This is a genomic window from Sphingomonas sp. 22R3R2A-7 (genome assembly GCF_036856055.1).
Taxonomy (GTDB): Bacteria; Pseudomonadota; Alphaproteobacteria; order Sphingomonadales; family Sphingomonadaceae; genus Sphingomonas.
On the sequence record NZ_JASPFR010000001.1, the window covers coordinates 2,247,090 to 2,273,048 of the forward strand.

Consider the following 25,959-nt stretch of genomic DNA (forward strand, 5'->3'; position numbering starts at 1 on the left):
GGGAACGCTATGGCCACGCACTGAAAACGATACAAGTTGCGCCTTCCCATTTCGACGTGCGCTTTCTAACGGGTCACCAGACGCATACGCGCAGCGGCTGCGTCGATACGTTCGAAAGGAAGACGCTCGAATGAATGTGAAGCGCAAGCTTGCCGCGAGCAGCGTATGGACGGTGACCGCCAGCGTCTTCAACAACGTATCGACGATGGTTGTCTTCATCGCGCTGGCGCGGTTGTTGACGCCCGCGCAATTCGGGATCGTGGCCTTCGCCTCGGTCTTCATCGAGTTCAGCCGGATCCTCGTCGGCGCGGGCATCCCGGATGCGCTGATCCAGCGACCGGACTGGGACCGCGACGTATCGAGCACCGCATTCTGGACCAATATCGTGATCGGCGTCGCAATTGCCGCGATCCTGTGTTTCGTCGTAGCGCCGCTTGCGGGCGTCTATTACGACCAGACGTTCGGCTATGTGCTCGCGGCGCTGTCCGCGCTGCTGCTGATCGAAGGCGCATCGACCGTTCACACGGCCAAGCTACGACGCGAATTCCGCCACAAGATCATCGCGCGACGCAGTATGAGTTCGAACGTCATCGGCGGCGTGATCGGTGTCACGCTCGCCTATTGGGGCTGGGGCGTCTGGGCGATGGTAATCAGCCGGTTGTTCGCATCCGGCATGTCGAGCCTGTTGCTGTGGCGTTCGTCGGGCTTTCGCCCCCGGTTCCACTTCTCGTTTGCCGAATACCGGCAGTTTGGCCAGTTCAGTTCGCATCAATTGGGAAGCCAGTTGCTGGCCAACGGCAACTCCCAGGTCACGGCGTTGCTGATCGGCAGCTTCCTCGGGCCGGCGGCGATCGCCCAGTATCGCGTCGGATCGCGCGCGCTGAACATGCTTGTCAGCCTGGTCATCACGCCGTTGCAGTCGGCCTCGATGTCCGCCTTCTCGCGCGTGCACGAGAACAACCGACAGATCGGCCCCGCCTATCTGCGTGTTACCCGGGCGTGCGCGCTCCTGACCTGCCCCGTGTTCTTCGGGATGGCGGCGACGGCGCCCGATATCGTCCGCCTCGTGTTCGGTCCGAAATGGCACGAAGGCGGACTGATCATGATCGCGCTCGCGCTGGTCGTCGGACCGGCAACGCTCAATTATTTCCAAGGTCCCGCCCTGTCCGCCGCAGGACGTACCGGCCTCACCTTCTGGGCGACGTTGATCGGCTTCATCGGCAATCTGCTCGTCGCGTTATGCACCATCAGCTTCGGGCCGATCGCGGTGGCGGCGGGGCATACGGTGCGCGCGCACATCACGACGCCGCTCTCGCTGCGGTTCGTGGCGAAGGGGATCGGCGTATCGCCGTGGCGGGCGATCACGAACATCGCGCCGCCCTATCTGTGCGGCGCGATCATGGCGATCGCCGTCACGACGCTGCGCCTGTTCGTGCTCGATGATTTCCCGCCGCTTGGCCGATTCCTGCTTTGCGTCACGGCAGGCGGCATAGTGTATCTCGTCGCGCTTCTTGTCTTCGCACGCAAATTCACCATGGCGAACCTTCAGGAACTGCAGCCCCTGTTGCCGCGCGCGATCGGGCGGCACGTGGCACGGTTCACTCCTTCACCATCCAAGAGATGAACTGAGCAAATACTTGGACTTGCAGTGGCGAACAAATATAGGATGTCCACGGCATTAACCATCTTTGATAGAGTTGTTGCGCTATAAATCGGCTATTGGCTTCGCGACAGCGAAGGAAATAACTATGGCAGCAAGGGCTAACATTCGTCGGGTCAGGCCGATCGAAGTCGCTCCGGCAAGGACCGAGCGCGCGCCGGTTCAACTCCCCCGCCGGCGCATCGCCCGCCGGCGATCTCCAGCGCCGGGTCAGCGACGCCGCGCTGCGCGGATTCTATTCACCGACCAAGACGCCACGCTGGCGCGGACGGTCGCAGCTCGTCCTGGTGCTCGGCACCGTCGGCCTCTGCTGGGCAACGGTATTCGGCCTTGGGGCAGTGTTCCTCTACTAGCACCAAGATGGGCCAGCGCTCGGTCGGGCTTAATGTTTGAGACTTGCCCGCGTTCTGCTACACCCCACTCAAATGAACGGGCCGTTTGGACCGTGCGGGGGCAGGGGAACAGAATAATGACAAGCACGCCGGCCGTGGCAGCGCGATGAGCGCAACGTTGTCGCAGCATGTCACTTCTGTCACCGATGCCCAGACTATAAAACCGACGCTGCGTCTTGCCGTGATCGGGCTACGCGGAATGCCCGATGTCATCGGCGGCATTGAGACCCATTGTGCGCTGATATATCCGTTATTGGCCGCCGAAGATCACGACCTCGATATCCAGGTCCTGGCGCGCAGCAGCTACATGCCCGCCCGCACCGCGCAACTTGGCCGTGTCAATATTCGCGCGCTTTGGGCGCCGCGTACCAGCGGGCTCGAAGCGCTGGTCCATACGGGCCTGGCGCTGCTCTACACCGCCGTCCGTATCCGCCCGCATATCGTCCACATTCACGGCATCGGTCCGGCCTTGTTCTCGCCGCTGGCGCGGGTGCTCGGCCTCAAGGTCATCGTCACGCACCACGCGGCTGATTTCATGCGGCCGAAATGGGGCTGGGCCGCGCGCACGTCGTTGCGGCTCGGCGAGAAGCTGGCGGCGCGTTTCGCCCACCGCGTCATTTGCGTCAGCGCGACGTTGCAGGCGGAGTTCCTCGCGCGCAATCCGAACGCCCGGGACCGCACCATCACGATCCGCCACGGCATCGAGGCGCCATCGGAGACCGTCAGCGCACCCGCCGCATTTCTCGAGTCGCTTGGACTCGTGCGCGGAAGCTATGCCATCGTCGTCGGCAGGATCGACGAGACCAAGCGACTCGACGATCTGATTGCCGCGCACGCGGCCGCCGGCCCGGACGTCCAGCCGCTCGTGATCGTCGGCGCGGCGACCGCCGCGTCGCGATACGATGAGTGCCTGCGCGCGACCGCGGGACCGGGCGTCCATTTCATCGGCTATCACAGCGGCGAGGCGCTCGCGGCGATCTATGCCGGCGCATCGCTGCTCATCCATCCATCCGAGATGGAGGGTTTCGGCCTCGTCATCCTCGAAGCGCTGAACGCGGGTGTGCCGACGTTCGTGTCCGACATTCCGGTCCACCGCGAATTCGGGTTGCCCGAAGACCATTATTTCGACGTCGGCGACGTCCCCGCGATCACGCGCATCATGACGATGGGCGCTCGCCGGAAGATGCCATGGCCCCCCGCCAAGCCGATCGTCGCACGCCACCGCATATCACTCGCCGTACGGGCGTACAGCGACCTGATCCGGCAGGTCGCGCGCGGGACCGCCAGACAGGCTCAGCGCGTGGCGGCCAAGACCCCGTCAAAGGTATCCCAGTAGCGCGCGGCGATCACGGCAATGCGGAAGTCGTCCATCCGCCTGCGCGCCGCCTGCCCCAGCCGCGCGCACAGCGCGTCGTCGTCGATCCGCGCAAGCCCCTTGGCGAGGCCGTCGACATCGCGGTTGCAGACGAGCAATCCGTACTTTGCCTCGACAACCTCGCCAGGGCGCACCGCGACGCCGCCGAGCAGCTCGGCCGGCCCTGAGGGGCAATCGGTCGCGAGCACCGGGCGCCCCAGCACCATTGCCTCGGCGATCGCATTGGGGAAACCTTCGTTGCGCGACGCCGAAACGAGACAGCGCGCGCGCGCCATGATCGCGAAGGGTTGCTCGACGAACCCCGGGAGCAGGACCCGCCCGGTCAGTCCGGCCGCGGAGATCTGTGCCTCGAGCGCCTGCCGTTGCTCGCCATCCCCGAGGATCACGAGCGACGGGGCGGGATCGGCACGCCGGTACGCCTCGATCAGGTCGTGAAACCCTTCGCCTCGACCAGCCGGCCAACCGCCACCATGTAGCGCTCCGGCAGGTCGATGACTGGCCGCTCCGCGCCCGCCCGGGTGATCGCGTCGAGATCATAGGGATTGTGGATCGTGCGCGTCCTGCTCGGCGCGAGACCGAACGTATCGATCAGATCCTGCTGCACGCCTTCCGACACCGCCAATATCAGGTCGGCACGCGGATACAGCAATCGTGGCAGCAGCCGCAGCGTCCGCAACGCCGCCCCGGTATAGCGCCCGGCGAGATGCGAGCTCAGATGCATCCGCTCGCACAGGATCGTTCGCCAGGGACGTCCGACCCCGGCCACGGCGTTTGCCAGGTTCGACCGTACCAGCAGGCTGACGACCAGATCCGGCTGGAGCGCATCGAGGCATGACCGAAGCCGGGAGATACTCTTGAGCAGGCTTCCCCGGGCGTCGAGACAGTGGCGACCGTCCAGCGCCGGCAGGATCCGCCGTTCCGGTTCGTCATCGAGCAGGACGAGATGCATCTCATAGCGTGCGGCACGATCGCCAACCGCGCGCAGCACGGTATCGAGCGCCCGCTCCGCCCCGCCCTCGCCGATCGAATTGATGACGAACACGAGTTTCCGGCGACGGCTCATCGGTGTGAAACCCGCCGTAAACACTGCTTGTGAACCATGATCGACACGCTGCTGCTTCCCCATCCCGCACATGGCGATCCATCGATCCGCGCCCCGCCGCCGATCTAAACCCGCTGCCGGGACCGTCTAATGGAAACTGCGGCAGCAACAAGCTGGCGCAAGTGGCTCGGCATCGCGAACAGTGACGTCGATTGAATACCGACTGTCGCCGGTACCGAGGCTATAAGATCGTCGCGATGATCGTCCAGCACATGGCACCGGCGAGCCCCATCAGGATCAGGCCGACAGCGGGCGATGCGATCTTGGTACCGTGTTCCCGGCCCGATCGCGGTCCCAAAGCGGCGTCACCGGCCGAAGCGCTGGCCGGGGTTATCGTCAGAACGTTCGACGTCGGGCTGAAGGCTGCATCGAACTGCGCCTTGGTCAGCGCGGGGCGAAACAGGCAGCCATGGCAATTGCCCTTCCGCCAGGCGACGCGCGCGCCGGCGCTGCCCGCACCGGCCAGACCGACCTTGATCCGCCCGCCGACCGCCACGACGGTGTCGCTGGTGAAGGAGAATCCCTTGCGAGACAGGTTTTCGATCGTCACGTCGTAAGGCGCGGCGTCGACGTTCCGGACCGTGCTCGATCGCACGATCGGGGTGCGTTCTTCCGTTCGACGACAGGGCGTCGGCTGCGACGAAGACAGTGCGCTCATTGGCTCGCCTCAGGCGATCCAGCCGACAAAGGCGGCGAGTGCGACACCGAACACGATCGGCCCCGATGCGGTCGAGCAGAACCGGATGATCCGCTCGCCACGCGTGGGGACTTCGGGCGGGAGCAGCCAGGCATCGAAATCGATGCGGTCGTCGCGAAGCCGATCGTTGCTATGCGCATCGTCGTCGAAGGGTAGCGCTTCCACTGAGCGCGCATGAAATGTCGAACGGGCCATAGCGACGATTTGGACCACTTAGGTTAAGATGGCATATTCCGAGATGGTTAAGCAACGATACACGATATCACTTCCAAATGATTACATCACGACGCGGCAGCGTAATCATTACGCGGCCAGCATATCAGAAAGCGTTCTTGTGTACCACCACTCGTGCAGTGGAGACGAGAATTGCAAAATCCCGCCATACGGACCAGCCGACGATATATTCGAGATCGGCCTGAAGCCGTCGTGTCAGATCATCGCGGCGATGGGTCGCACCACGAAAGCCGCGTACCTGCGCCAGCCCTGTAATCCCGGGCTTGAGCGCGTGGCGATGCCAGTAACGTTCGTCGACCTCCCAGAACAATTGCTGCCCGGCGAGCGACCCGAGAGCGTGCGGACGCGGGCCGACGATGCTCATCGAGCCGAACAGGACATTGAGCAGCTGCGGCAGCTCGTCGACACTTGTCGCACGGATGAAACGGCCGACGCGCGTGATCCGGTCGTCGTCGCGCGAGGCGGACACCGAGCCGGCGGCATCGCCCCGGTCGGTGTGCATCGACCGGAATTTATACACCTCGAACAGCGCGTTGCCGCGCCCGACGCGTTGCTGGCGGAAGAACACGGGCCCACGACTGTCGAGCTTGATCAGCGCCGCCGTCAGGACGAAGACGGGGAGCAGGACGATCAGCGCCGGGACCGCGAACATCAGGTCGAAGACGCGCTTCACGAGCCGGCTCTGCGTGCTGAGCGGACCCGCGGCCACGACGAGTGTCGAGCGACCGTCGAAGGATCCCATGCCGATCGCACCGACCTGATCGAATTCGTTCGAGATGATCTCGCCGTTGATGCCCGCGCCCTTGAGCAGGACCGCCCATGGCCGCTCCTGCTCGGGCTGGCACGCGACGATGACGCGATCGACGCCGCGCAGACGCCGCGCGAGGCGATCGAGCATCATCGGATCGCGAACGTTGGGCCGCAGGTTCGTCGAGGCCGTGTCGATCACCTGATAATGCGCCGGCACGGGCACGACGACATCATCGAGGATCACGACATCGGACGTGATGCGTTGCCCGATAACGCGCTTGAAGATCTGCGCCAGAATCAACCGGAACGTGATCAGCAGGATGAAGCTCGCCGCCATGCCGACGCTGGTGGCGCTCCGCGGCTGGAACAGCAGGATCCTGAAATAATAGGAGATGAACAGGAAGCTGGCGAAGGCGAAGACCAGCGCCGCCGCTGAACGCGCGATCCCCACGCGTGCGCGACGCAGCACGTCGATCGAATAGGCGCCGTTGTTGAGCGCAGTAAGAATGTAGATCGGCAGTGTAACGACCACGACGTCCATCGCCGACTGCCATCCGATCGTGCCGTACCGGGCAATCATGCCCAGCTGGAACGCACCGACCACCGCGAGGACGTCGAAAACGACAAGTATGATATACAATACAACGCGAACTTCTTCGCGGTGCATCGCATTTCCTGCGCGACGCGAGCCCGCCAAGTGCTCACTGCTGTGTTGACCAGATTTCACCGCGTCAGCCCCTTGCCCTGCCGTAGCGACAGTTCCGTACAATAGCTCGATAGTTGAGATAGGCGCCCGCGGTAAACCAGCGATGCAGCCCGTCCGATGTCTCGTAATAGGATGGCGGAAGCGCGCCCGAGCGCGGAAAACCGAAACCGTGCATGGCATCCCTTTTTACGAGACGAAGCTTCGGGCCAAAATGCACCAGCATGCTCGACATGTTGAAGCTCCCCGCATGTCATGTCCGAGCCGCCATTGTCCAGCGATCTCAAGAGCAAACTTGACCGGTTTCTTTCCGTCGAACCGTTATGGGGCCGTATCGACGAATACAGGGCCGATCAAGGCGCCATCCGTCGCGATCGATGCGGCGGGAGCGGTTTGCGACGGCCTGCCCCGCACAAGCGCTGAAGCTGCCCGGACCGGGGCGCGTGGCGCCGCAACGCGGGGCTTACGCGTGGTCCTTCAGGAAGCAGGCCGCGCGCGCGACCCTGTCGCTACCGTTTATACGGTACCGGCTCGGTTACGCCTGCGTCGGTCTGTATCACCGGCACCATCGTGCCGTCCGGATTGTAGCGGAGCGGTTCGACCGTGACCGCCCGCCGGCCGATCGCGCCGTTCTGATCGCCGATCGCGAGCGTCGCATTGTGCAGGAAGAGATAGGACCGGCCCTTGAACGCGGCGATGCCGGGATGGATCGTGAAGCTGTATTTGCCCGAACCGGTCAGCTCGCCCCGATACGTCCAGGGGCCCGTGATCGCCGGCGCGGTGGCATAGGACACGCGTTCGTCGCGGTGCTTGCTCCGGTCGAGCGATGCATAGGTGAGGTAATAGAGCGCACCGCGCTTGTGCAGCCACGGCCCCTCCTCGAAATGCGGCGGCGTAATCTCGCGGATCGGCCCGTCGATCTCGATCATGTTGGGTTTCAGCTTGGCGATGTAGCATTGCCGGTTGCCCCACGCGATCCACGTCGTCCCGTCGTCGTCGGTCAGCACCGTCGGATCGATATCCTCCCAGCTGTGCGACCCCTTCGGCGTCATCTGGTTGGTGATCAGCGCCGCGCCCTTGGCATCGACGAACGGCCCTGTCGGCGAGTCCGCGACGGCGACCGCGATCGCCTTGCCCGGATGCGTGTCGTCATGCTCGACCGCCGCGTAGAACCAGTAGCGGCCGTTCTTCCGGATCGCCTGCGATGCCCAGGCGTCCTTCTTCGCCCATTTGAAATCGCTGACGTTCATGATCGGCCCATGCGGCGTCCAGTGCCGCATGTCGGTGGTCGAATAGACCCGCCATTCGCGCATGTTGAACATCTCGTCGCGCTGCGCTTCGTCGTGCCCGACGTACAGGTACAGCCGGTCGCCGACGACCAGCGGCGCCGGGTCCGCGGTGAAGATATCGCGGATGATCGGGTTAGAACCGGCCTTCGCCGGTATCCCTCCCGGTGCAGCGAGGCAGGGCGCCGCCGCCAACACCAGGCCCAGTCCGAGGCGTGACATGCCCAACACCCTGTCTCCTGTCGTTAGAAAGCGAAGCGCACGCCGACACGATAGATCCGCCCCATCACGTCGTACAGCGCCGGATTGACGAAATACGGGGATGGCGCAGGGTCGCGATCGAACAGATTGTCGACCTTGACGTAAGCGGTCGCCTTTTCGGTGACGTTGTACGTCCCGCCAATGTCCATGTAGAAAGCGCCGGGGACGAAATTACGCTCGATCGTCGGTCGGTTATTGGTCGATGCCGGGCAGCTTCCCGGTGCGCACTCGACATATTGATTGCCCAGCACGCCGTCGCTGAACCAGCGCTCCTGGATCAGCAACGAGAAATTGTCGTGCTCATAGGTCTGCACTGCAAGCCATTTCCAGTTGGGCGTGCTGCCGATGTTCACGCCCGCGGTATCGACCGGGATCGTGCCGGGGAGGCCGGTATCGGTCACGAACTTGCGGATGTTGGTGGCCAGCGCGCGGACCGTGAAGCTGCCCGGCAGCCCGAGCGGGCGACGCCAGCGATAGCTCGCCTCGATATCGAAACCGTCGGTGTCGATCGACGCGAGATTGAACGCCTGCACGTCGATGTAGTTGGGCCCGTTCTGATTGTTCAGATTGAACGCGTTGCAGCTCTCGGGAAGCACGTTCTGGAAACACAGGTTGACGATATCGGCGGCGCCGAGGCTCGAGATGACGTCGGTGATCTTGATCTTGTAATAGTCGACCGAGAGGCTGAGACCGGGGATCAGCGATGACCCCGAAAACGCCATCCCGAGCGTGGTGTTGCGTGCGATCTCGGGCGTCAGGTTGCGATTGCCGATCGTGTTCTGGATCGCCAGCACGTTCACGTTGCGGAACGGATCGAAGAAATTGGGCAACGTCGTCGTGACCGGTGCTGCGAACAGTTCCGACAGGTTCGGCGCACGGACGTCGCGCGACGTCACGCCGCGAATGCGAAAGCCGTCGACCGGCAGGTCCCAGGTTCCGCCGACCTTCCACGCCCATACCGTCCCCGATGTGCTGTAATCGGTGACGCGGGCCGCGCCGTTGACGTTGAGCCGTCCGGCGACATCCGAATTGAGCAGCGGGAGGTCGGTTTCGAAAAACGCTTCCTTGACGCTGTAGGCGCCGCTGCCGTTCTTGTAGTTGCCGGCATACCAGTTGTTGCCGCCGGAGAGCAGCAACGGGTCGGCCGGATAGGCGGCGTTGTTGGGCGTGCTGTCGCTGCCCGCGCCATAGGGATCGGCGCGGACCGAATAGAATTCGTGCCGGAACTCACCGCCGAACGCGATCGACACGGGCCCCGCCCACGAGCTGAACGGCGATCCCGAAAAGCTGAGGCTGGCAACGTCCTGCGTCTGGCGCGTGCGCTGATACGGTCCGTTCTGCGGCATGACATAGCCAAGCGCGCCCTGTGACGGGTTGCCGCCGAAGATGTTGAGCGGCTGGCACCCATTGGCGCGCGCGATAGGATCGGCGCACACGATCGCGCCGTTCAGCGTGGTCGCGTTGATCGCCTGGTTGAAGCGGTTCGACAGCAGGACATTGTCGACGTCGATGTCGCTGTAGTTCGTCCCGTGCGCATAATAGATGTCATAGCTCCAGTCGGAGCCGAGCACCGGCTGGCGCCCCTTGGCCCCGCCGACGAAGCGATATTGCCGGCGATCGGTACGCACCTGCGTATTGCCGAGCGCCGCGTTGCTCGTCCCGTATTGGAAATCGGTGATCCCCGCCGTCGCGCACGCCGCGCTGACCGAGGCGGGCACGAACGGATTGGCACACTGGATCGTCAGGTTCGGGCGGTTCTGCCCGCCGACGGGCTGGTTCTGCGTCTTGACCTGACCGATGTTCGCGCTGAGATAAATCTCGTTGTCGGGCGCGAAGTCGAACCCGATCCGCCCATAGCTGTTGAGCCGCTGGATCTCCGACTGGAGCGACCGCCCCGCATCGACATTCCCCGACAGGTCACCACCGAGACAGAAGCCCGGCAGGCATCCGTTGACGTTGCCCGCTGCGTCGCGCGCGGGAACGCCGTTTGATCCGTACTGGAACGCGAATGGATTGCCCGCCTGATCGAACGCGGTGCCCTGCAGCGGCCCCGCGGTGATGAGACCGTACTTGGTGTAGTTATAGGGTTGGGCAAAGTCGCGGTAGAGATATTGCGGCGAGCCGTCGTTCAGGACGTTGCGGTTGATGAGCGTCGACTGGCGGAACCAGTCGCGTCCGCCCGCCATGCCGATCCCCAGATCCGACCCGCCGCCAATCCCCTCTTCGCGCGCGAATTCGGTACTCGCGACGATGTGCAGCCGGTTTTCGAGGAAGCTCGTACCCGCGGCGAGCTGGACCAGCACCTGTTCGTTGTCGCCATAGGTGGTGATTCCGCCCTGCACATTGCCTTTCACCCCCTTGAAGCGGGTGTCGGTGATGAAGTTGACCACGCCGCCGACCGCATCCGAGCCATAGGATGCAGAGGCCCCGCCGTTGACGACGTCGACGCGCTTGACGAGCAATTGCGGGAACAGGCTGATATCAGGCACGCCGGTCACGTTGGCACCGACGACGCGCTGTCCGTCGAGCAGCGTCAGCGTCCGGATCGCACCGACGCCGCGCAGCGAGAAGGAACTCAGCCCCTGCTGCCCGCTCGAGGTGCTGAACGTGCCCGTGCTGGTGCCGGTCGATCCCTGCAGCGACGGCAGCTGCGCGATCGTCGTGAAGATATTGGGCTGTGCATTCGCCGCGATTGCCGCAGCATCGATCACCGTCGTCGGCGTTGGCGCGGTAAAGCCGCTGGTCGTGATACGCGATCCGGTGACGACGATGTCCTGCGCGGTCGGTTCGGCCGGCGGCTCGACCGCGCCGCCGGGCGCGGGCGCCGCCTGAGCCTCCGCCTCCGGGGTGGCGACCGGGGCCGGCGCGTCCGCAATATCCGCGTCCTGCGGCGGGGGCGTCTCGATCTGTGGTTGGGGCTGTGGCTGTGGTTGCACCTGGCTATTGGCCGGCGGCTGTTGCGCCCAAGCAGGCGTCGTCACGAGGCACGCCGCGATGACGGCGAGGCTCGCGGTGCGCAATCGATCAGGAACGGTGCCACCCGGCGGCTGAGCTTTCACGGACATCCCTATCTCCTCGTCGTGATCGGACACCGCAACGGTGTCGTCCGCCCCGCACGCATGTTTGCGTCTGATGCGGTAACGCTACCATAAGGATCGATGCTTAGGCAGTTATTGTCAAGTGTAACGATTAGGGCCGGTCCGGAACGGAAATCGCCGTGCCGGTTGAGCATCAGCGAGCGTGAACCGCGCCGTCCTGCGGCCTTGGCGGCATGATCAAAGCCAGTACGTTTAGCGCTATCAATGCTGCGGATCGCCGATAGATTGCGCGGTGCAGCCGGGCGCGTCGGGCTGTTCGGGTGGCGTCTGCCATCGCGAACGGGGCGACGCGGGAACCGGTGCACGGACGGACCAGAATCATCTGAGCCGCGGGGAGAGGATGTTCGTCGATGTCGACCGCCACGGTGCGCCTGTCATGTCTTGCTGGTGTCGCGTTGCTGATCCTCGCGCTCTTCCCCGCGGCGGCGGCGGCGGCACCGCGGCTCGACGGCGTGATTGGCGATCATGCCGTGGTCCAGCGCGGCCAGCCGATCCTTCTGACGGGGGATGCCGGGGCTGGGGAGACGGTGATGGTGACATTGGCAGGGAAGACGGTCGTCGTGCGCGCAGGACGGGACGGGCGGTTCTCGGCGCAGCTGCCCGCGCTGCCCGCGGGTGGGCCGTACGACCTGACGATCGCCGCGGCGAGCGGCGCGGTGGTGATGCGCGACATCCTGATCGGCGACGTGTTCCTGTGTTCGGGCCAGAGCAACATGGAGCTCGCGGTCGGCGACGCGCAGGACCTGATCCCCGACGCGCATCCCCCGGTCGACGCGATGCTGCGGCTGCTGACCGTCGCCAAGGTCGCGGCCCCCGCGCCGCTTGCGCGCTTTGCCGACACGCCGCGCTGGACGGTCGCGGGGCCGGCCAGCGTTCCGGGCTTCTCCGCCGCCTGCTTCTACATGGCGCAGGCGCTGCGGCGCACCGCGGGGGTCCCGATCGGCGCGATCCATTCGAGCTGGGGCGGATCGCGGATCAGCACGTGGATGAGCGGTACCGCGCTGCAGGACGCGGGGCTCGGCGACGACGCCGCGCTGCTGGCGCTCTATGCGCGCGATCCCGCTGCGGCGAAGGCGCGCGCCTCGGCGCTCTGGGAGCAATGGTGGCGGGGCGGATCGGGCGACCGGCCCGGCGCCGAACCGTGGCAGCCAGCCGCGGCGCTCGACTGGCGCGCCGTCCCCGCGATGACCAATTTCGAGCGCTGGGGCGTGCCCGAACTCGCCACCTACAACGGGATGCTCTGGTATCAGCGCACCGTCGAACTGACCGCGGAACAGGCGGGCGGCCCCGCGACTCTGGTGCTCGGGACGATCGACGATGCGGACCAGGTCTGGGTCAACGGCCGCGGCGTCGGTGGCAGCAGCCTTGCGTCGCAGGCACGGGTCTATGCGCTGCCTGCGGGCATGCTGACGCCGGGTCGCAACGTCGTGACCGTCAACGTGGACGACGTCTATGCCGATGGCGGGATGACCGGCCCCGCGGACTCGATGCGCCTCACGCTCGCCGATGGCAGCAGCATCCCGCTCGGGACGGACTGGCGCTATGCGATCGCCAGGCGGCTGCCCGGTTCGGCGCCGCGCGTGCCATGGGACGACATCAACGGCGCGGGCACATTGTACAATGCGATGATCGCACCGCTGGGCGCCACCCGCCTCGCCGGGATCGCCTGGTACCAAGGCGAGTCGGACACCGGAATACCCGGCTACGACCGCCGCCTCACGGCGCTGATCGCGGATTGGCGGCAGCGGTTCGCGAGCCCGGACGCGGCCTTCGGGATCGTCCAGCTGTCCGCCTATGGCAGCCCGTCCAGCACGCCTGCGGAAAGCGGCTGGGGGAGCGTGCGCGATGCACAGCGCCGCGTCGCCGCGAAGGATCCGCGCGCGGGGCTCGCGGTGACGCTCGACATCGGCGACGCGCTCGACATCCATCCGGGGGAGAAACACGCCGTCGGACAGCGGCTGGCGCAGGTGATGCGCGCACGCGTCTATGGCGAACGGGTCGCGCCCGCGGGCCCCGCGATCGCCGACGCGCGCCGCACGCCCGATGGCGGGGTCGCGTTGCGGTTCGACGGCGTGACGGGCGCGCTCCACGCCCGCAGCGCGGACCGGGCGATCGGATTCGAGCTGTGCGATACCGCCCCCGGAACCTGCCGCTATGCCAGTGGCCGGGTCGACGGGCGCGGCGTCACCCTGCCCGCGGATGGCCGCCCCGCAGTCCGCGTCCGCTATGCCTGGACCGAGGCGCCGATGACCAATCTCTCCGACGATACAGGCTTGCCGGTCGGCACGTTCGAGATCCCCGTCGAATGATCCCGCCCCGTCAGGCGGTTACCGCCACGCAGGAGACCGGCATGACCAGCCCGCGAACGATGGCCGGAGCGGATGCCCGCGCCGTGCCACGCATCGCCGCCCCGCGCTGGGCACTGGTCGCGGCGGCGCTGGGCGCGATCCTGTCGTCCGCGCACGCCGCGTCGCTGCCCGGTTCGCCCGGTTCGCCCGATCCGCTCGTGCCGACGGGGCGCTGGAGCGCGAACAGCGACGGGTCGGCGCCCGTCCCGCCGATGGGCTGGAACTCGTGGAACGCGTTCAACAGCGACGTCGACGAGGAGAAGGTGCTCGCCTCCGCGCAGGCGCTGGTCGATACCAAGCTGGCGACGCTGGGCTATCGCTACGTCAACATCGACGATGGCTGGTGGCTCAAGCGACGCCAGCCCGATGGCCGGATGATGATCCGCACCAGCCATTTCCCCTCCGCGCGCACCGGCGCGAACCCGAGCTTCCGTCCGCTGACCGATCGCCTGCACGCGATGGGGCTGAAGGCGGGGATTTATTCCGACATCGGCCGCAACAGCTGCGGCCAGATCTATACCCCCGATTTCAAGAACCAGCCCGAGGGCAGCGTCGCCGAACGCGAGGTCGGGCTTTACGGACATGTCGACGAGGACATCCGGCTGTACTTCGCCGAGTGGAACTTCGATTTCATCAAGGTCGACGGCTGTGGCGCGCGCGGACTCGCCGCGGATGCGCCGCGCGTCCGATCGGGCCTGTACCGCGCATTGCCGCCGCTGGTCGACATGCAGTCGCTCGCCGCGTCCGACGTCGCCGGGATCCGCCGCCTGTACGCGGCGGTCGGCACCGCGCTCAGGACGCATGCGGGGCAGCGCCCCTATGTCTATTCGCTGTGCCTGTGGGGGGCGGGCGACGTCCGCACCTGGGGCAAGGATGTCGGCAACATGTCGCGGACCAGCGACGATATCCAGCCGAGCTGGGCGCGGATGCTGACCAATCTCGACACGGTGACGCACCGCGCGCTCTATGCGCATCCGGGATCGTGGAACGACCCCGACATGCTGTTCGTCGGCACGGGCGATTTCGATGCCGCGCATCCGGTCGAGGCACGCGCGCATTTCGCGCTATGGGCGATGCTCAACGCGCCGCTGATCATCGGCTACGACCTGCGCAAGCTGACGCCCGACCAGCTCGCGATCTTTGGCAACGCGGACATCGTCGCGCTCAATCAGGACGCGGCGGGCAACCAGGCGGTGCTCGCCTATGATTCGGACGATGCCCAGATCTTCGTCAAGACGCTCGCCGACGGGAGCAAGGGCGTCGCGGTGGTCAACCGTACCGCGCAACCAGTAAAGGCGGTGCTGACCGCGGCGCAGTTGAAGATGACCGCGCAGGGCGATGTCCGGCTGCGGGACCTGTGGAGCAAGACCGAACGGACGTTCCGCGGCGAGACCGCACTGACGTTGGCGCCGCACGAAACGCTCGTCTTCCGCGCGACCGGCACGCATCGCCTGGCTGGCGGCGTGTATCTTTCCGAGCAGCCCGGGCGCGTCAATCCGGCGGTCGACGGGATCGCGCGGCCGACGCCCGATCCGACGATCCATCGCTCAATCACGCCGTGGACGGGCACGCGCGGGCCGGGCGACCATCCGCAATATGGCGGCTGGGGCGGCGCCGAGGCCGACCGCGCACCCTATGGCGCGCCGATCCGGATTGCGGGCACCGCGTTCGATACCGGGATCGGCGTTCTCGCCAACGCGCGGCTCGAGGTTCGCAACCAGGGGTCTGCGCGCTTCACGGCCAGGGTCGGCGTCAACGATTCGGCGCCCTCGCGAGCCGGCCGGGTCGTGTTCGAGATCTGGGGCGACGGCCGCTTGCTCGCGCGTTCGAAACCGATGGCGTTCGGCGATGCCGCAGCACCGATCGAGGCGCGAGTCGCGGGCGTCGGGATAGTCGAACTCGTCGCGCGCGGTGACACCGAAGGCATGGCGAGCCCGGCGATCTGGGCGGACGCCGCGCTCATCCGATAGGCCATCGGTCTAGGGGCAGCCGCACGTCAGCGCGCGGTGCGTGCGCGCGTCCCCTCGGGCTTGAGCGCGGACAGGCGGAACTCGTCGATGTCGAGCCATCCGCGGCTCGCGCCCGGCGCATAGCAGAACAGCGCGAACTGCTCGCCCTGAAACGTACCCGTCCGCCACGCGAAGGCGAGCGGAAAGCTGCCGCCCAGCGTGGTCCAGCGCGCGCCGTCGAGGCTGTAGGCGACGCGCGCGCGATCGGTCGTGAAATCCATGTCGGTCCGCAGCCACAGTGCGTCGCCGCGCGCGACCATGGTCCGCGCGCGGACCTGCGTCTCGGCGCCGCCGACCTTGTCCTCGGTCAGCTCCATCTCGATCGCGATCCTCCCGTCGTCGGCGGGTGCGACGGTCAGGTTGCCGCTATATTGGCCAAGCGTACCGAAGCCGCAGCGATCGCCCGGGGCGAGATGGCGGACGTCGAGCTTCACCTCGCCGCGGCTCGCGGGCCCCTGCCCCTTTTGCGTCAGCGTGTTGCGTGCCGACCAGAAGCGGTCCGCGACCGTCGGGCGCAACCGCAGCCAGCCCGGGCGATCGGTCAGCGACCAGCGGGCAGGATCGGGATTGTGGTTCCATTGCCATTGCAGCCCGAGCGACGCGCGGGCGAAGTCGTCCGACGTCGCCGGCTCGGCAAAGGCGAATCCCGGGACGGGCTTGGCCGCGCGATCGGGCACGCGCCCCGGTGCCGCCGGCGTTCCCCAGACGGGCCAGTCGTCACGCCAGAATACCGGGCTCAGATTGGTCATCCGACCGATCGCGCCGCTGTCCTCCATGACGAAGCCGAACCATCGCCCGTCGGGCAGGTCGACCAGCGCACCCTGGTGGCCGCCCGTCTTGTCGTCGATCTGGTCGCGCGTCTCCCATGGTCCGAACAGGCTGCGCGCACGCGATACGGTCAGCCCAAGCCGCGGCGGCAGCGCGTTGAACAGATAATAATACGCCCCCCGCCGGATGATCTTCGAACCCTCGGCCCCCTTGATGTAATGGATCTTGCGCGACGCGGTGACGCGGGCGAGCCCGGCGTCGAGCGTCAGCAGCGTGATCGTCCCGTCCGCGCTGCTCGCGGTCGCGACGAAGGCGCGGCCGTCGGGCTCGATGAACAAGGCGGGATCGAACGCCTCGCGGTCGAGCTCGTGATACGCCCATGGCCCGCGCACGTCCCTGGCATAATAGATCCGCGTCTTCTGCCCGACCGGCGTGTTCGCGAGATAATAGGTCCCCGCATGATGGCGCAGGCTCGAGGCGTACAGGCCCTTGCGGTACGCGTTGCCCCCCTTGAGGTCGTATTGCGGACGCCCGTCGAGCCGGTCGACCAGATGCGAGGCGATCGTCCAGTTCACCAGGTCCCTGCTGTGCAGGATCGTGATCCCCGGGACGTTGGCAAAGGTGGTGGTGGCGAAATAATAGTCGCGCCCGACGCGGATGATGTCGGGATCGGGATAGTCCGCGAACAGTACGGGGTTGCGGAAACTGCCGTCCCCCTGATCCGACCGCCACACCTGCGCGGCGGACCCCGAGGTGAGCAGCAGCGCGGCAATCAGCGCCATCCCCGCTTTGCGCCCAGCGCTCATCGACCCGCCCCCGTGCGAGCAGACGGCAGCATCGTCCCGCGATATCCGTTCATGCACGCTCTCCCTCAGCGCAGGTCAAGGATGACGACCGACTTCGCGGGCAAGGTCGTCGTCAGCGCACCCCCGAAACCTGTGCGCCGGCAAAGGGCTGCGGCGTGACGGTGTCGGGCCGGTCGAAGCTGTTGTGCGCATCCATCCCGGTGCCGGTGATGATCCGTCCCGACACCTGACCCGCCTGCATGCCGGCAAGCGATACCGAGACCGGGATCGCGCGGTTCGGATCGAGATTGACGAGCGCGACATGCACCTGCCCCGCGGTGTCGCGCACCGCCGACACGCTCACCGCGGGAATCGCGACCTCGTCCTTGTGATACCAGGGCGAGGTCAGGTCGACCGGCAGGGCGGTCGCGCCCTGCCAAGGCTTGTACAGGTCGAACACCCAATAGGTCGGCGTCTTCACCATCCGCGGCCCGTCGGTCAGCAGCATCGCCTGGAGCACGTTCACCATCTGCGCGATCGCCGCCATCCGCACGCGGTCGGCATGACGCGCGAAGATGTTGATGTTGAGCGCGGCGACGACCGCATCGCGCAACGAGTTCTGCTGTTCGAGGAAACCGGGGTTGCTGCCGGGCGTGGGATCGTACCACGTCCCCCATTCGTCGACCGCGAGCATCACGCGCTTGGCGGGGTCGTGCTTGTCCATGATCGCCGAATGCTTGGTGAGGAACTCCTCCATCCGCAGCGTGTGCGCCATCGTCGTCGCCCATTCGCGTTCGGGAAAGCCCAGCGCCGGGCCCTTGTCGTTCCAGTCGCCCTCGCGCGGCCGCGTGTAGTAATGCAGCGCGAGCCCGTCGATGTTCTTGCCCGCGATGCGCATCATCGCCTCGGTCCACTCATAGTTCGAGTCGCTCGGCCCGCTCGCGATCTTGAGCATCGGACCGTTGCCGGACTTGGCGAACAGCGCGTAGCGGTTGGTCAGGTCGGCGGCATATTCGGCGCGCATGTTGCCGCCACAGCCCCAGAGTTCGTTGCCGATGCCGAGATACCGGACCTTCCAGGGTGCCGCGCGGCCGTTGCGCGCGCGTTCCTTGGCGAGCGCGGTGCTGTCGGTCGCGCTGCTCATGTAGTCGACCCATTGCGCGGTCTCGGCGGGCGGCGCGCTGCCGACATTGGCCGAGACATAGGTGCTCGCGCCAAGCCGCTCCATCAGCCCGAAATATTCGTGCGTCCCGAAACTGTTGTCCTCGTTGACGCCGCCCCAGTTGGTGTTGATCTTGCCGGGGCGGGCCTTGGCGGGGCCGATGCCGTCGCGCCAGTGATATTCGTCCGCGAAACAGCCGCCCGGCCAACGCACCATCGGCACGTCGATCGCCTTCATCGCCGCCAGCACGTCGCGACGATAGCCGGCGTCATTGGGGATCTTCGAATTCCGCCCGACCCAGATCCCGCCATAGATGCCGTGACCGAGATGTTCGGCGAACTGGCCGAACACGTCGCGTTCGATCCGGGGCCCGGGCGTATCGGTGCGCACCGTGGCGGTGGCGTGCTCCCCCGCCGGTACGGTCTGCGCCGCCAGCGGTGTGCCGCCCATCCCCGCCGCGATCAGTGGCAGGATCGCGCCACGGACATAGCGGCGCATCTGCTGCCGCACTGTTGCTGTCGGCGTGAATCGTGGACGCATGACGGGGGTATCTGCCAAGGCTTCGCTCTCCATGTCGCACCCGTCCGGCGATGCGGCGGTGTATGTTATCGTTACCATGAGCGTATGGATCGGGTGCCGATCCGTCAACGCCGCGTGCGACGGGCACGCGCCCGGACAGCCGTCGCGACCGCCTGGCGGTGTTCTGCTTGATCACGGTTCGATCAAGTTCATCCCGCCGTTCGTTGGGGTCAACGTCTTTCCCCCAAGTACTAACTTTGATCCAGGTTATAGTTAAAGGTCAACTTTGCGGTCGGAGTTGCCGATTTCATGCTGGACCGCTCCTCAAGCTATTTACAAAGCACAGTCTTTTCGCCGATCTCCAACGCCCGGCGTGCCTTTGCATCTTGTCTCGATCGGGCTTAGGCCTATTGCGGATAGGTTGATTTGCAGCGTTGAATACGCCGCAACGTGCGCGTACGGGGCCTTCGTAGAATGGAGCACATCATGGCGGAAGACACGACCGATCTCAGCGCAGTTGAACTCGCGACCGAGTTGACGATTGCTTGGCTGGGAAACCCCAATACCCGGACCGCGGCCGAAGACGTTCCGGCATTCCTCGGCAAGATACACGAGACCGTGACCTTGCTGCTTGGCACGCCCGCCGAAACCGCACCGGTCGAAGCGGTCGCTGAATACACGCCCGCGGTGACCGCACGGAAGTCGCTTGCGTCGAAGGATCACATCATCTCGATGATCGACGGCAAGTCGTACAAGACTTTGCGCCGACATCTCGCGACGCATGGCATGACGCCGGCGGAATATCGCGAGCGCTATGGTCTTAAGGCCGATTATCCGATGGTCGCCGAGAACTATTCGGAAAGCCGTCGCGCGATGGCCAAGAAGATCGGTCTGGGTCGCAAGCCCGGTGCGCGCAAGACCGACGAACCGGCCCCCGCCGCTGCTGCAGCCGCGCCGGCGCCACGCAAGCGCAAGACCGAGACCCAGACCGTCGCGGAATAAGCGTCCGCGCGAATGCGGCGACGCCAACGCCGGGGCGCCAACGCCGGCGCGCCGACGCCGGGACGCCAACACCGCGACGATGATGCCCGAAGGGGGTGGCCGGTCGTCCGCCCCCGTATCCGGACCTACCGGCCGAACTGCCCGCGGCGGTAGAGCAGGGTGATCGCCACGCGGCGGTTGCGCGGGTCGCTGGGCGTCTTTGCGATCAGCGGCTCGCGATCGGCGACGCCCTCGATCCGTTCGAACCGCGCCTCGGGCGTTCCCCCCGCCAGCAACCGGCGGCGCGTCGCCTCGGCGCGTCCCGACGACAGCATCCAGTTGTTCATCGCGCGCGGATCGCCATAGGGCACGCTGTCGGTATGGCCGCGGATCATGATCGCATTGCTCGACCCCGCGATCGATCCCGCGATCATCCCGATCAGGTCCGCCGCCTTGCTGTCGAGCGCGGTCGTGCCGAGCGCGAACATCGAATAATCGGCGTCGTCGACCAGGTCGATCCGCATCCCGTCCTGCGTCGGCACGAACCGGACATGGCTGGCAAGCCGCGACAGGCTCTTCGACCGCTGGATCTGGCTCAGCACCTTGCGTCGCATCTCGGCGAAGTTCTTGCGGTCCTCGGCGTTGAGCGTGTCGAGCCCCTTCATGTTGCCCTTCGGCCCGGTCCCGGTGTTCGCACCGCCCTCGCCCGCATTCGGGATCGCGATCTGCGGGAGGCTGGTCTGCCCCGCCTGCGGACCGATCTTGTTCTTCGACAGGATCGACTCGCCGCCGAGCAGCGCACCGCCGCCGATCCCGAGCGTCCGCGTGTCGATCAGCGTCGGCGCGAAATAGTCGGCGATACCCTTGCGCTGCTTCTCGGTCGTCGCGCCGAGGATCCACAGCAACAGGAAGAATGCCATCATCGCGGTCACGAAATCGGCATAGGCGACCTTCCACGCGCCGCCATGATGCCCGCCATGCCCCTCGATATAGACCTTCTTGACGATGATCTTGGGCGGCTGGTTCGCCCCGTGCGGCGCGCGTGCCACCTTACTTGCCTCGCAGCCCGTCAAAGACTTCTGCGAAGCCCGGCTGGTTCCTGTGCGCGATCCCCGAGCGCGCCGCCTCGATCACCAGCGGCTGCGGATGGCCGTGGAGCGAGGCGATGATGATCTGCTTCACCACGCCGTAGATCGAGGCATCCGCGTCGAGCACCTGCTTCAGCCGGTTCGCCAGCGGCGCAACCATGCCGTACGCCAGCAGCACGCCCATGAACGTGCCGACGAGCGCCGACCCGATCATCGAGCCGAGCACCGACGGCGGCTTGTCGATCGATCCCATCGTCTTCACCACGCCGAGCACCGCCGCGACGATGCCGAGCGCGGGCAGCGCGTCGGCGAGGCTGGTCAGCGTGCCGTGCGCGCTCTCCTCCTCGTGATGATGCGTCTTGATCGACTGGTCCATCACCTCCTCGACCGCATGCACGTCGAGCGTGCCCGACGAGACGACGACGAGGCGCAGCGTGTCGGCGATCAGATTGATCAGCGCGTGATCCTTCAGCAGCTTGGGATATTCGGCGAACACCGCGGAGGAATTGGGATCCTCGACATGCGGCTCGAGCGCGATCGGCCCGTCGACGCGCAGCATCTTCATCAGCTTGCTGACGAGGAAGATGACGTCGAGATAATCCTGCTTCTTGTATTTCGGGCCCTTGAAGACCTTCATCAGCCCGCCGCCGAGGCCTTTCAGTTCCTTGCCCGAATTGCCGATGATCAGCGCGCCGGCGGCCGCGCCGCCGATGATGAGCATCTCGTGCGGGATCGCCTCGAGCACGGGGCCGAGCGCGCCGCCGGTGAACGCGAATCCGCCGAACACCATGACGAGCAGGACGACGATGCCGATAATCGGAAACATGGTGCTGGAAATTCCCCAAAGGCCGGAGAGCCGGCCCTGTCACCGGAGGATTAACCGGATTTCGTAGCCATCCGGTTACCAACCCCGCCCGATCCGTCCTATAAATGCGCTCAGCGCAGATAATCGAACAGCGACAGCGCGCTGAGCTTAGAGAAGCTCGCCTGCGTCGCCGACAGGATCGTCATCGTCTTCTGCAATTCGGTGATCGACGTCGTGATGTCGGTGCCCTCGATCGACTGGCGGGTATCCTCGCGGTCGACCGCGACGTCCTTCAGCCGCGCGGTTTCGAGATCGACGCGCGAGGCGCGCGCGCCAAGCGACGCCTGGATCGTCGACACCTGCTCGGTCGCCGCATTCAGGTCGTCGAGCGCGGTATCGAGCGATGCGGGATCGTAGCTGTCCGACTGGAGCGCGGCCGCGATCGCGCCAAGCACCGCAAGCGTATCCTTGCCGCCCGCGGAGAGCACGCGCGATGCCGATTCGTTCGCCTGAACGGTCTGGCCGTCGCCAATTGGCACCGGCGACACGCTCGTCGTTGCCAGCGCATAGCCGCCGCCCGGCTGCTTGACCGCCGCCGGGCCGCCATCCGCGCCACCGAAGATCGGCTGGCCCCGCAGATCCTTGACGTTGGCGAGGCTCGCGATCGAATCGACGATGCTCGCGATCTCGACGCCGATCGCCCTGCGCGCGGCATCGTTCAGCGTGCCGTTGCGTGCCTGCACCGTGAGTTCGGACGCGCGCTGCAGCTGATCGGTGATCGCGCTGAGCGTCGTGTCCGACTGCTTCAGCACCGATGCCGCCGTCGTCAGGTTCGCGGCATAGGCCTTGTCGTCGGCGGTATCGCGCGCGATCCCGGCAAGCCGTTGATAGGCGGCGCTGTCGGACGAGGGCGCGGCGAATTTCTTGCCGGTCGAGATCTGCGTCTGCAACGCGTCCGCCTGCTTCGACAGCGCGTTCATCGCCTTGGCCGAGCGGTCGTAGAAGAGGCTGGTTGCGATCTGCATAAGGCCTACCGGATCTCGAGGATGGTCTGGAGGATGTCGCGCGCGGTCTGGATGACGCGGCTCGACGCCTGATACGCCTGCTGGAAGCGGAGCAGGTCGACCGCCTCGCTGTCGAGATCGACGCCGCTGCCCGAATCGCGGGCGGTCACCGCGCCGTCGCGGATCGCACCCTGCGCATCGCCGACCAGCCTGCGCTGTTCGAGCGACGCCGCGTTGCTCGTGATCATGTTGGTCAGCCGCTGTTCGCTGCCCGTGGTCGGGTCGCGCGTCGCGAGCAGTGCGGTCAGGTTCGACGCATCGCGCACGCCACCGGTGTCGCTCGCCGCGGCGATGCCGCGCGGGTCGGTCAGCACGACGGTGATGCTGGTCGGCGTGGCACCGGTCGCGAACAACGGCGCACCGGGCTTGCCGTCGAGATCGCGCCCCTGCGCCTGGATGTCGTTGACCTGCTTGGTGAAGTCGGTCGCGATGCCATTGAGCGTGTCGCGCGCCGCGACGATCTTCTGTGCGCCCTCGGCATAGCCCGCCAGTGCACCGCCCGACGGCGTCACCGCCGATGTCGTGCCGGTCCGCTGGACGACGAACCCGACCGCGCCCTCGTCATTCTTCAGATAGCTGACATTGCCCGAATCGGGGCCCGCCACGAACACCGGGCCGTTGGCCCCGCCGAGCCGCACGGTCGCGCGGCCGAGATCGTCGAAATCGGCGCTGATATCGGTGATCGTGCTCATCTGCTCGAGCAGTTGGTCGCGCTGGTCGGCGAGCTGCGCGGCGTTGGTCGACCCCTTCTGGCTGCGTGCGATGCCGTCATTGACCTTGGCGAGCGCGGTGCCGAACGAATTGAGCGTCTGCGTCGCCTGACGCGTCGCGGTGTCGAGATCGGCGGCTGCGGTATCGAGCGCCTTGCCGGTGGCGGTGAACGCCGCCGCGGCGCTGGCCGCCGATTCGAGCATCACCGACCGCGCCGGCACCGATGTCGGGTCCGCCGACAGCGTCTGTGCCGCAGAGAAGAAACTGGTCAGCCGGTCGCCGAGCTTGTTGTCGGTCAGCGACGTCTCGATCCGCCCGAGCCAGGCCGCCGCGGTCTCCGTCTTGGCGAGGTCGGACCCCGCGTTGCGGACCGCGAGCGAGCGGAACGTGTCCGCCGAGCGCGAGATGCCGGTGACGGTGACGCCGTTGCTGCCCGTCGCGACGCTTGCGTTGATGCCACTGCCGATCGAGGTCACCTGGCCGAGCGCCGTCGTCCGCCGGGTATAGCCCGCGGTGCCGGTGTTCGCGATGTTCTCGGACACGGTGTTCAGCGCGGTCTGGTACGCCCGCACACCCGACGCGCCGATCGACAGGAGGTCGCTCATGGTGACGGCTCTGCCGCGCTTGGGTTAAGATCGGATTGCGATTTGGCGAGAAAATCGGTCATCGCCTTGCCGATGCCGAGCGGCGTGTGCTCCGCCATCGTCTGTGCGACGCGCGCGTCCTGCATTTCGGTGAAGGTGTCGAGCGCCTTCGATTCGAACAGCGAATCGCTGAGCTTTGCCTGGCGCATGCTCTTCAGCATCATGCCGGTGAAGACCGCCTCGAACTTCTTGCCCGCCTTGTCGAGATTGTCGTTCGACTTGAGCCGGCTCGTGTCGGTCGAGATGCCGCCCGCATTGACCGGGCCGGGGGCTGCGATCGGGCTCACAGGACGATCAACTCGGCCTTGAGCGCGCCGGCTTCCTTCAGCGCCTCGAGGATCGCGACGAGGTCGGCAGGCGATGCGCCGATCGCGTTCACCGCCTTGACGATGTCGGCGAGCTTGGGCCCCGGGTTCAGCAGGAACATCGGGCGACGTTCCTCCTCGACCGCGACTGCGCTGTTCGGCGTGACGACGGTCTGGCCCTGGCTGAACGGCGCGGGCTGGCTCACCTGTGGCTTCTCGTCGATCCGCACCGTCAGCTTCCCATGCGTCACCGCGGCAGGCCCCACGCGCACCGCGGAGTTTATAACGACCGTTCCGGTGCGCGCATTTACGATTACTTTTGCCGAGGGCTCGGCGGAGATCACGTCGAGATTCTCGATCGTCGACATCAGCGTCGCGCGAACGTCCGCGCCGACGGGCGCGCGGACCGCGACCGAGACCGCGTCGATCGCCTGCGCGCTGCCGAAGCCGAGCTTCGAATTGATCGCGCCCGCGACGTTCTGCGCGGTGGTGAAATCGGCGCGCGCGAGGTTGAAGGTCAGCATCGGCGCGCTGTCGAACCCGGTCGCGACCGCGCGTTCGACGGTCGCGCCTTCGGGAATGCGGCCGGTCGAGGGGACGTTGACGACGATCTTCGACCCGTCGGCGCCCTCCGCGCCGAGCCCGCCGACCGCGAGATTGCCCTGCGCCATCGCATAGATCTGGTTATCCGCGCCGAGCAGCGGCGTCATGATCAGGCTGCCGCCGCGCAGGCTCTTGGCCTTGCCCATCGACGCGACGGTAATGTCGAGCCGCTGGCCGGGCTTGGCGAAGGGCGGCAGCTCGGCGGTGATCATCACGACCGCCGCGTTCTTCATCCCCGGATTGGCGTTGGGCGGCAGCTGCAGCCCGAAGCGCGACGCGACCGCCTTCAGCGACTGGACGGTATATTCCAGATTGTCGTCGCCCGTGCCGGGCAGCCCGACGACGATGCCGTAGCCGGTCAGCTGGTTCGACCGGATCCCCTGGAACCCGCCCAGATCCTTGATCCGGTCGGCGGACGCGGGTGCAGCGATCAGGAGCGAGGCCAGCGCAAGGACAACCCACCCTGCCGTTCGTGTCGAGTAGAGACCGAGCGTGTCGAGGGCTCGGATCGAGACACATGTCCCTCGATACGCCATCTCGACAAGCTCGATGGCTACTCGGGACGAACGGAAATTGGGGCGGCGTTGGTATGTGCGCATGGGCGTGACC

19 protein-coding genes and 1 pseudogene are annotated in these 25,959 nt (G+C 66.2%); 5 read left to right on the forward strand and 15 right to left on the reverse strand.

Annotation, left to right across the window (positions count from 1 at the left end; all coding sequences use genetic code 11):
- Positions 1–130: 130 nt before the first annotated feature.
- Together QP165_RS10690 and QP165_RS10695 are read left to right on the forward strand one after the other, a co-directional pair.
- On the forward strand, positions 131–1,624 hold the full coding sequence (locus QP165_RS10690) for a lipopolysaccharide biosynthesis protein (RefSeq protein WP_333995630.1): 1,494 nt from the start codon (positions 131–133) through the stop codon (positions 1,622–1,624).
- A gap of 627 nt (positions 1,625–2,251) precedes the next feature.
- Positions 2,252–3,388: a glycosyltransferase family 4 protein gene (locus tag QP165_RS10695; RefSeq protein WP_333995631.1), complete on the forward strand. Its 1,137-nt coding sequence runs from the start codon at positions 2,252–2,254 to the stop codon at positions 3,386–3,388.
- Here the strand turns inward: QP165_RS10695 and QP165_RS10700 are convergent.
- The 7 genes from QP165_RS10700 to QP165_RS10730 all read right to left on the reverse strand — a co-directional run bounded on the left by QP165_RS10700 (position 3,346) and on the right by QP165_RS10730 (position 11,525).
- On the reverse strand, positions 3,346–3,813 hold the full coding sequence (locus tag QP165_RS10700) for a glycosyltransferase (RefSeq protein ID WP_333995632.1): 468 nt from the start codon (positions 3,811–3,813) through the stop codon (positions 3,346–3,348). The genes QP165_RS10695 and QP165_RS10700 overlap by 43 nt on opposite strands.
- Before the next feature lie 38 nt (positions 3,814–3,851).
- Positions 3,852–4,490, reverse strand: a complete 639-nt coding sequence (locus tag QP165_RS10705) for a glycosyltransferase (RefSeq protein WP_333995634.1) — start codon at positions 4,488–4,490, stop codon at positions 3,852–3,854.
- A 220-nt stretch (positions 4,491–4,710) separates the two neighbouring features.
- Complete coding sequence (locus tag QP165_RS10710; RefSeq protein ID WP_333995635.1) at positions 4,711–5,187, reverse strand: PilZ domain-containing protein; 477 nt, start codon at positions 5,185–5,187, stop codon at positions 4,711–4,713.
- A 9-nt stretch (positions 5,188–5,196) separates the two neighbouring features.
- Positions 5,197–5,391 (reverse strand): hypothetical protein, encoded by a 195-nt coding sequence (locus QP165_RS10715; RefSeq protein WP_333995637.1) that lies wholly within the window; start codon positions 5,389–5,391, stop codon positions 5,197–5,199.
- A gap of 154 nt (positions 5,392–5,545) precedes the next feature.
- Complete coding sequence (locus QP165_RS10720) at positions 5,546–6,850, reverse strand: sugar transferase (RefSeq protein ID WP_333995639.1); 1,305 nt, start codon at positions 6,848–6,850, stop codon at positions 5,546–5,548.
- Positions 6,851–7,422: 572 nt separating this feature from the next.
- A complete protein-coding gene (locus QP165_RS10725) occupies positions 7,423–8,421 on the reverse strand; it encodes a glycoside hydrolase family 43 protein (protein WP_333995641.1) in 999 nt (332 codons plus the stop codon).
- A gap of 23 nt (positions 8,422–8,444) precedes the next feature.
- Positions 8,445–11,525, reverse strand: a complete 3,081-nt coding sequence (locus QP165_RS10730; RefSeq protein WP_333995643.1) for a TonB-dependent receptor plug domain-containing protein — start codon at positions 11,523–11,525, stop codon at positions 8,445–8,447.
- A gap of 383 nt (positions 11,526–11,908) precedes the next feature.
- On the opposite strand from QP165_RS10730, the gene QP165_RS10735 reads away from it, so the two are divergent.
- Both QP165_RS10735 and QP165_RS10740 read left to right on the forward strand, forming a co-directional pair.
- A complete protein-coding gene (locus tag QP165_RS10735) occupies positions 11,909–13,867 on the forward strand; it encodes a sialate O-acetylesterase (RefSeq protein WP_333995645.1) in 1,959 nt (652 codons plus the stop codon).
- A gap of 41 nt (positions 13,868–13,908) precedes the next feature.
- Positions 13,909–15,876: an NPCBM/NEW2 domain-containing protein gene (locus tag QP165_RS10740; RefSeq protein ID WP_333995646.1), complete on the forward strand. Its 1,968-nt coding sequence runs from the start codon at positions 13,909–13,911 to the stop codon at positions 15,874–15,876.
- A gap of 26 nt (positions 15,877–15,902) precedes the next feature.
- Here the strand turns inward: QP165_RS10740 and QP165_RS10745 are convergent, their stop codons facing one another.
- Together QP165_RS10745 and QP165_RS10750 are read right to left on the reverse strand one after the other, a co-directional pair.
- A complete protein-coding gene (locus tag QP165_RS10745) occupies positions 15,903–17,489 on the reverse strand; it encodes a glycoside hydrolase family 43 protein (RefSeq protein WP_333995648.1) in 1,587 nt (528 codons plus the stop codon).
- A 65-nt stretch (positions 17,490–17,554) separates the two neighbouring features.
- Positions 17,555–19,080, reverse strand: a pseudogene (locus QP165_RS10750) (alpha-N-arabinofuranosidase).
- Between the two features lie 555 nt (positions 19,081–19,635).
- Between QP165_RS10750 and QP165_RS10755 the strand changes: the two are divergent.
- A complete protein-coding gene (locus QP165_RS10755; RefSeq protein ID WP_333995649.1) occupies positions 19,636–20,151 on the forward strand; it encodes a MucR family transcriptional regulator in 516 nt (171 codons plus the stop codon).
- Between the two features lie 125 nt (positions 20,152–20,276).
- On the opposite strand, the gene QP165_RS10760 is transcribed toward QP165_RS10755, so the two are convergent.
- The 6 genes from QP165_RS10760 to QP165_RS10785 all read right to left on the reverse strand — a co-directional run bounded on the left by QP165_RS10760 (position 20,277) and on the right by QP165_RS10785 (position 25,949).
- Entirely contained in the window at positions 20,277–21,179 is a 903-nt protein-coding gene (locus QP165_RS10760) for a flagellar motor protein MotB (RefSeq protein ID WP_056018129.1), read from the reverse strand.
- 1 nt (position 21,180) lies between these two features.
- Complete coding sequence (gene motA, locus QP165_RS10765; RefSeq protein WP_031394196.1) at positions 21,181–22,044, reverse strand: flagellar motor stator protein MotA; 864 nt, start codon at positions 22,042–22,044, stop codon at positions 21,181–21,183.
- 110 nt (positions 22,045–22,154) lie between these two features.
- Positions 22,155–23,048 carry a flagellin N-terminal helical domain-containing protein gene (locus tag QP165_RS10770; protein ID WP_333995652.1) on the reverse strand — a complete coding sequence of 298 codons (894 nt, stop codon included), beginning with the start codon at positions 23,046–23,048 and terminating at the stop codon, positions 22,155–22,157.
- Between the two features lie 5 nt (positions 23,049–23,053).
- The gene (gene flgK / locus QP165_RS10775) at positions 23,054–24,403 is read right to left on the reverse strand and encodes a flagellar hook-associated protein FlgK (protein ID WP_333995654.1); all 1,350 of its coding nucleotides are present in this window, start codon (positions 24,401–24,403) and stop codon (positions 23,054–23,056) included.
- A complete protein-coding gene (locus QP165_RS10780) occupies positions 24,400–24,729 on the reverse strand; it encodes a rod-binding protein (RefSeq protein WP_056018136.1) in 330 nt (109 codons plus the stop codon). The genes flgK and QP165_RS10780 overlap by 4 nt, the downstream gene beginning before the upstream one ends.
- Positions 24,726–25,949 (reverse strand): flagellar basal body P-ring protein FlgI, encoded by a 1,224-nt coding sequence (locus QP165_RS10785; protein WP_333995656.1) that lies wholly within the window; start codon positions 25,947–25,949, stop codon positions 24,726–24,728. The genes QP165_RS10780 and QP165_RS10785 overlap by 4 nt, the downstream gene beginning before the upstream one ends.
- Positions 25,950–25,959 lie beyond the last annotated feature (10 nt).

What these genes read in the sequence shown, in the direction of transcription:
- QP165_RS10755 (WP_333995649.1), top strand. Translation starts at nt 19,636, where the DNA reads ATGGCGGAAGACACGACCGATCTCAGCGCAGTTGAACTCGCGACCGAG.
- motA (WP_031394196.1), bottom strand. Translation starts at nt 22,044, where the DNA reads ATGTTTCCGATTATCGGCATCGTCGTCCTGCTCGTCATGGTGTTCGGC.
- QP165_RS10725 (WP_333995641.1), bottom strand. Translation starts at nt 8,421, where the DNA reads ATGTCACGCCTCGGACTGGGCCTGGTGTTGGCGGCGGCGCCCTGCCTC.
- QP165_RS10735 (WP_333995645.1), top strand. Translation starts at nt 11,909, where the DNA reads ATGTCGACCGCCACGGTGCGCCTGTCATGTCTTGCTGGTGTCGCGTTG.
- QP165_RS10695 (WP_333995631.1), top strand. Translation starts at nt 2,252, where the DNA reads ATGCCCGATGTCATCGGCGGCATTGAGACCCATTGTGCGCTGATATAT.
- flgK (WP_333995654.1), bottom strand. Translation starts at nt 24,403, where the DNA reads ATGAGCGACCTCCTGTCGATCGGCGCGTCGGGTGTGCGGGCGTACCAG.
- QP165_RS10730 (WP_333995643.1), bottom strand. Translation starts at nt 11,525, where the DNA reads ATGTCCGTGAAAGCTCAGCCGCCGGGTGGCACCGTTCCTGATCGATTG.
- QP165_RS10705 (WP_333995634.1), bottom strand. Translation starts at nt 4,490, where the DNA reads ATGAGCCGTCGCCGGAAACTCGTGTTCGTCATCAATTCGATCGGCGAG.
- QP165_RS10690 (WP_333995630.1), top strand. Translation starts at nt 131, where the DNA reads ATGAATGTGAAGCGCAAGCTTGCCGCGAGCAGCGTATGGACGGTGACC.
- QP165_RS10710 (WP_333995635.1), bottom strand. Translation starts at nt 5,187, where the DNA reads ATGAGCGCACTGTCTTCGTCGCAGCCGACGCCCTGTCGTCGAACGGAA.
- QP165_RS10785 (WP_333995656.1), bottom strand. Translation starts at nt 25,949, where the DNA reads ATGCGCACATACCAACGCCGCCCCAATTTCCGTTCGTCCCGAGTAGCC.
- QP165_RS10740 (WP_333995646.1), top strand. Translation starts at nt 13,909, where the DNA reads ATGACCAGCCCGCGAACGATGGCCGGAGCGGATGCCCGCGCCGTGCCA.
- QP165_RS10745 (WP_333995648.1), bottom strand. Translation starts at nt 17,489, where the DNA reads ATGAGCGCTGGGCGCAAAGCGGGGATGGCGCTGATTGCCGCGCTGCTG.
- QP165_RS10770 (WP_333995652.1), bottom strand. Translation starts at nt 23,048, where the DNA reads ATGCAGATCGCAACCAGCCTCTTCTACGACCGCTCGGCCAAGGCGATG.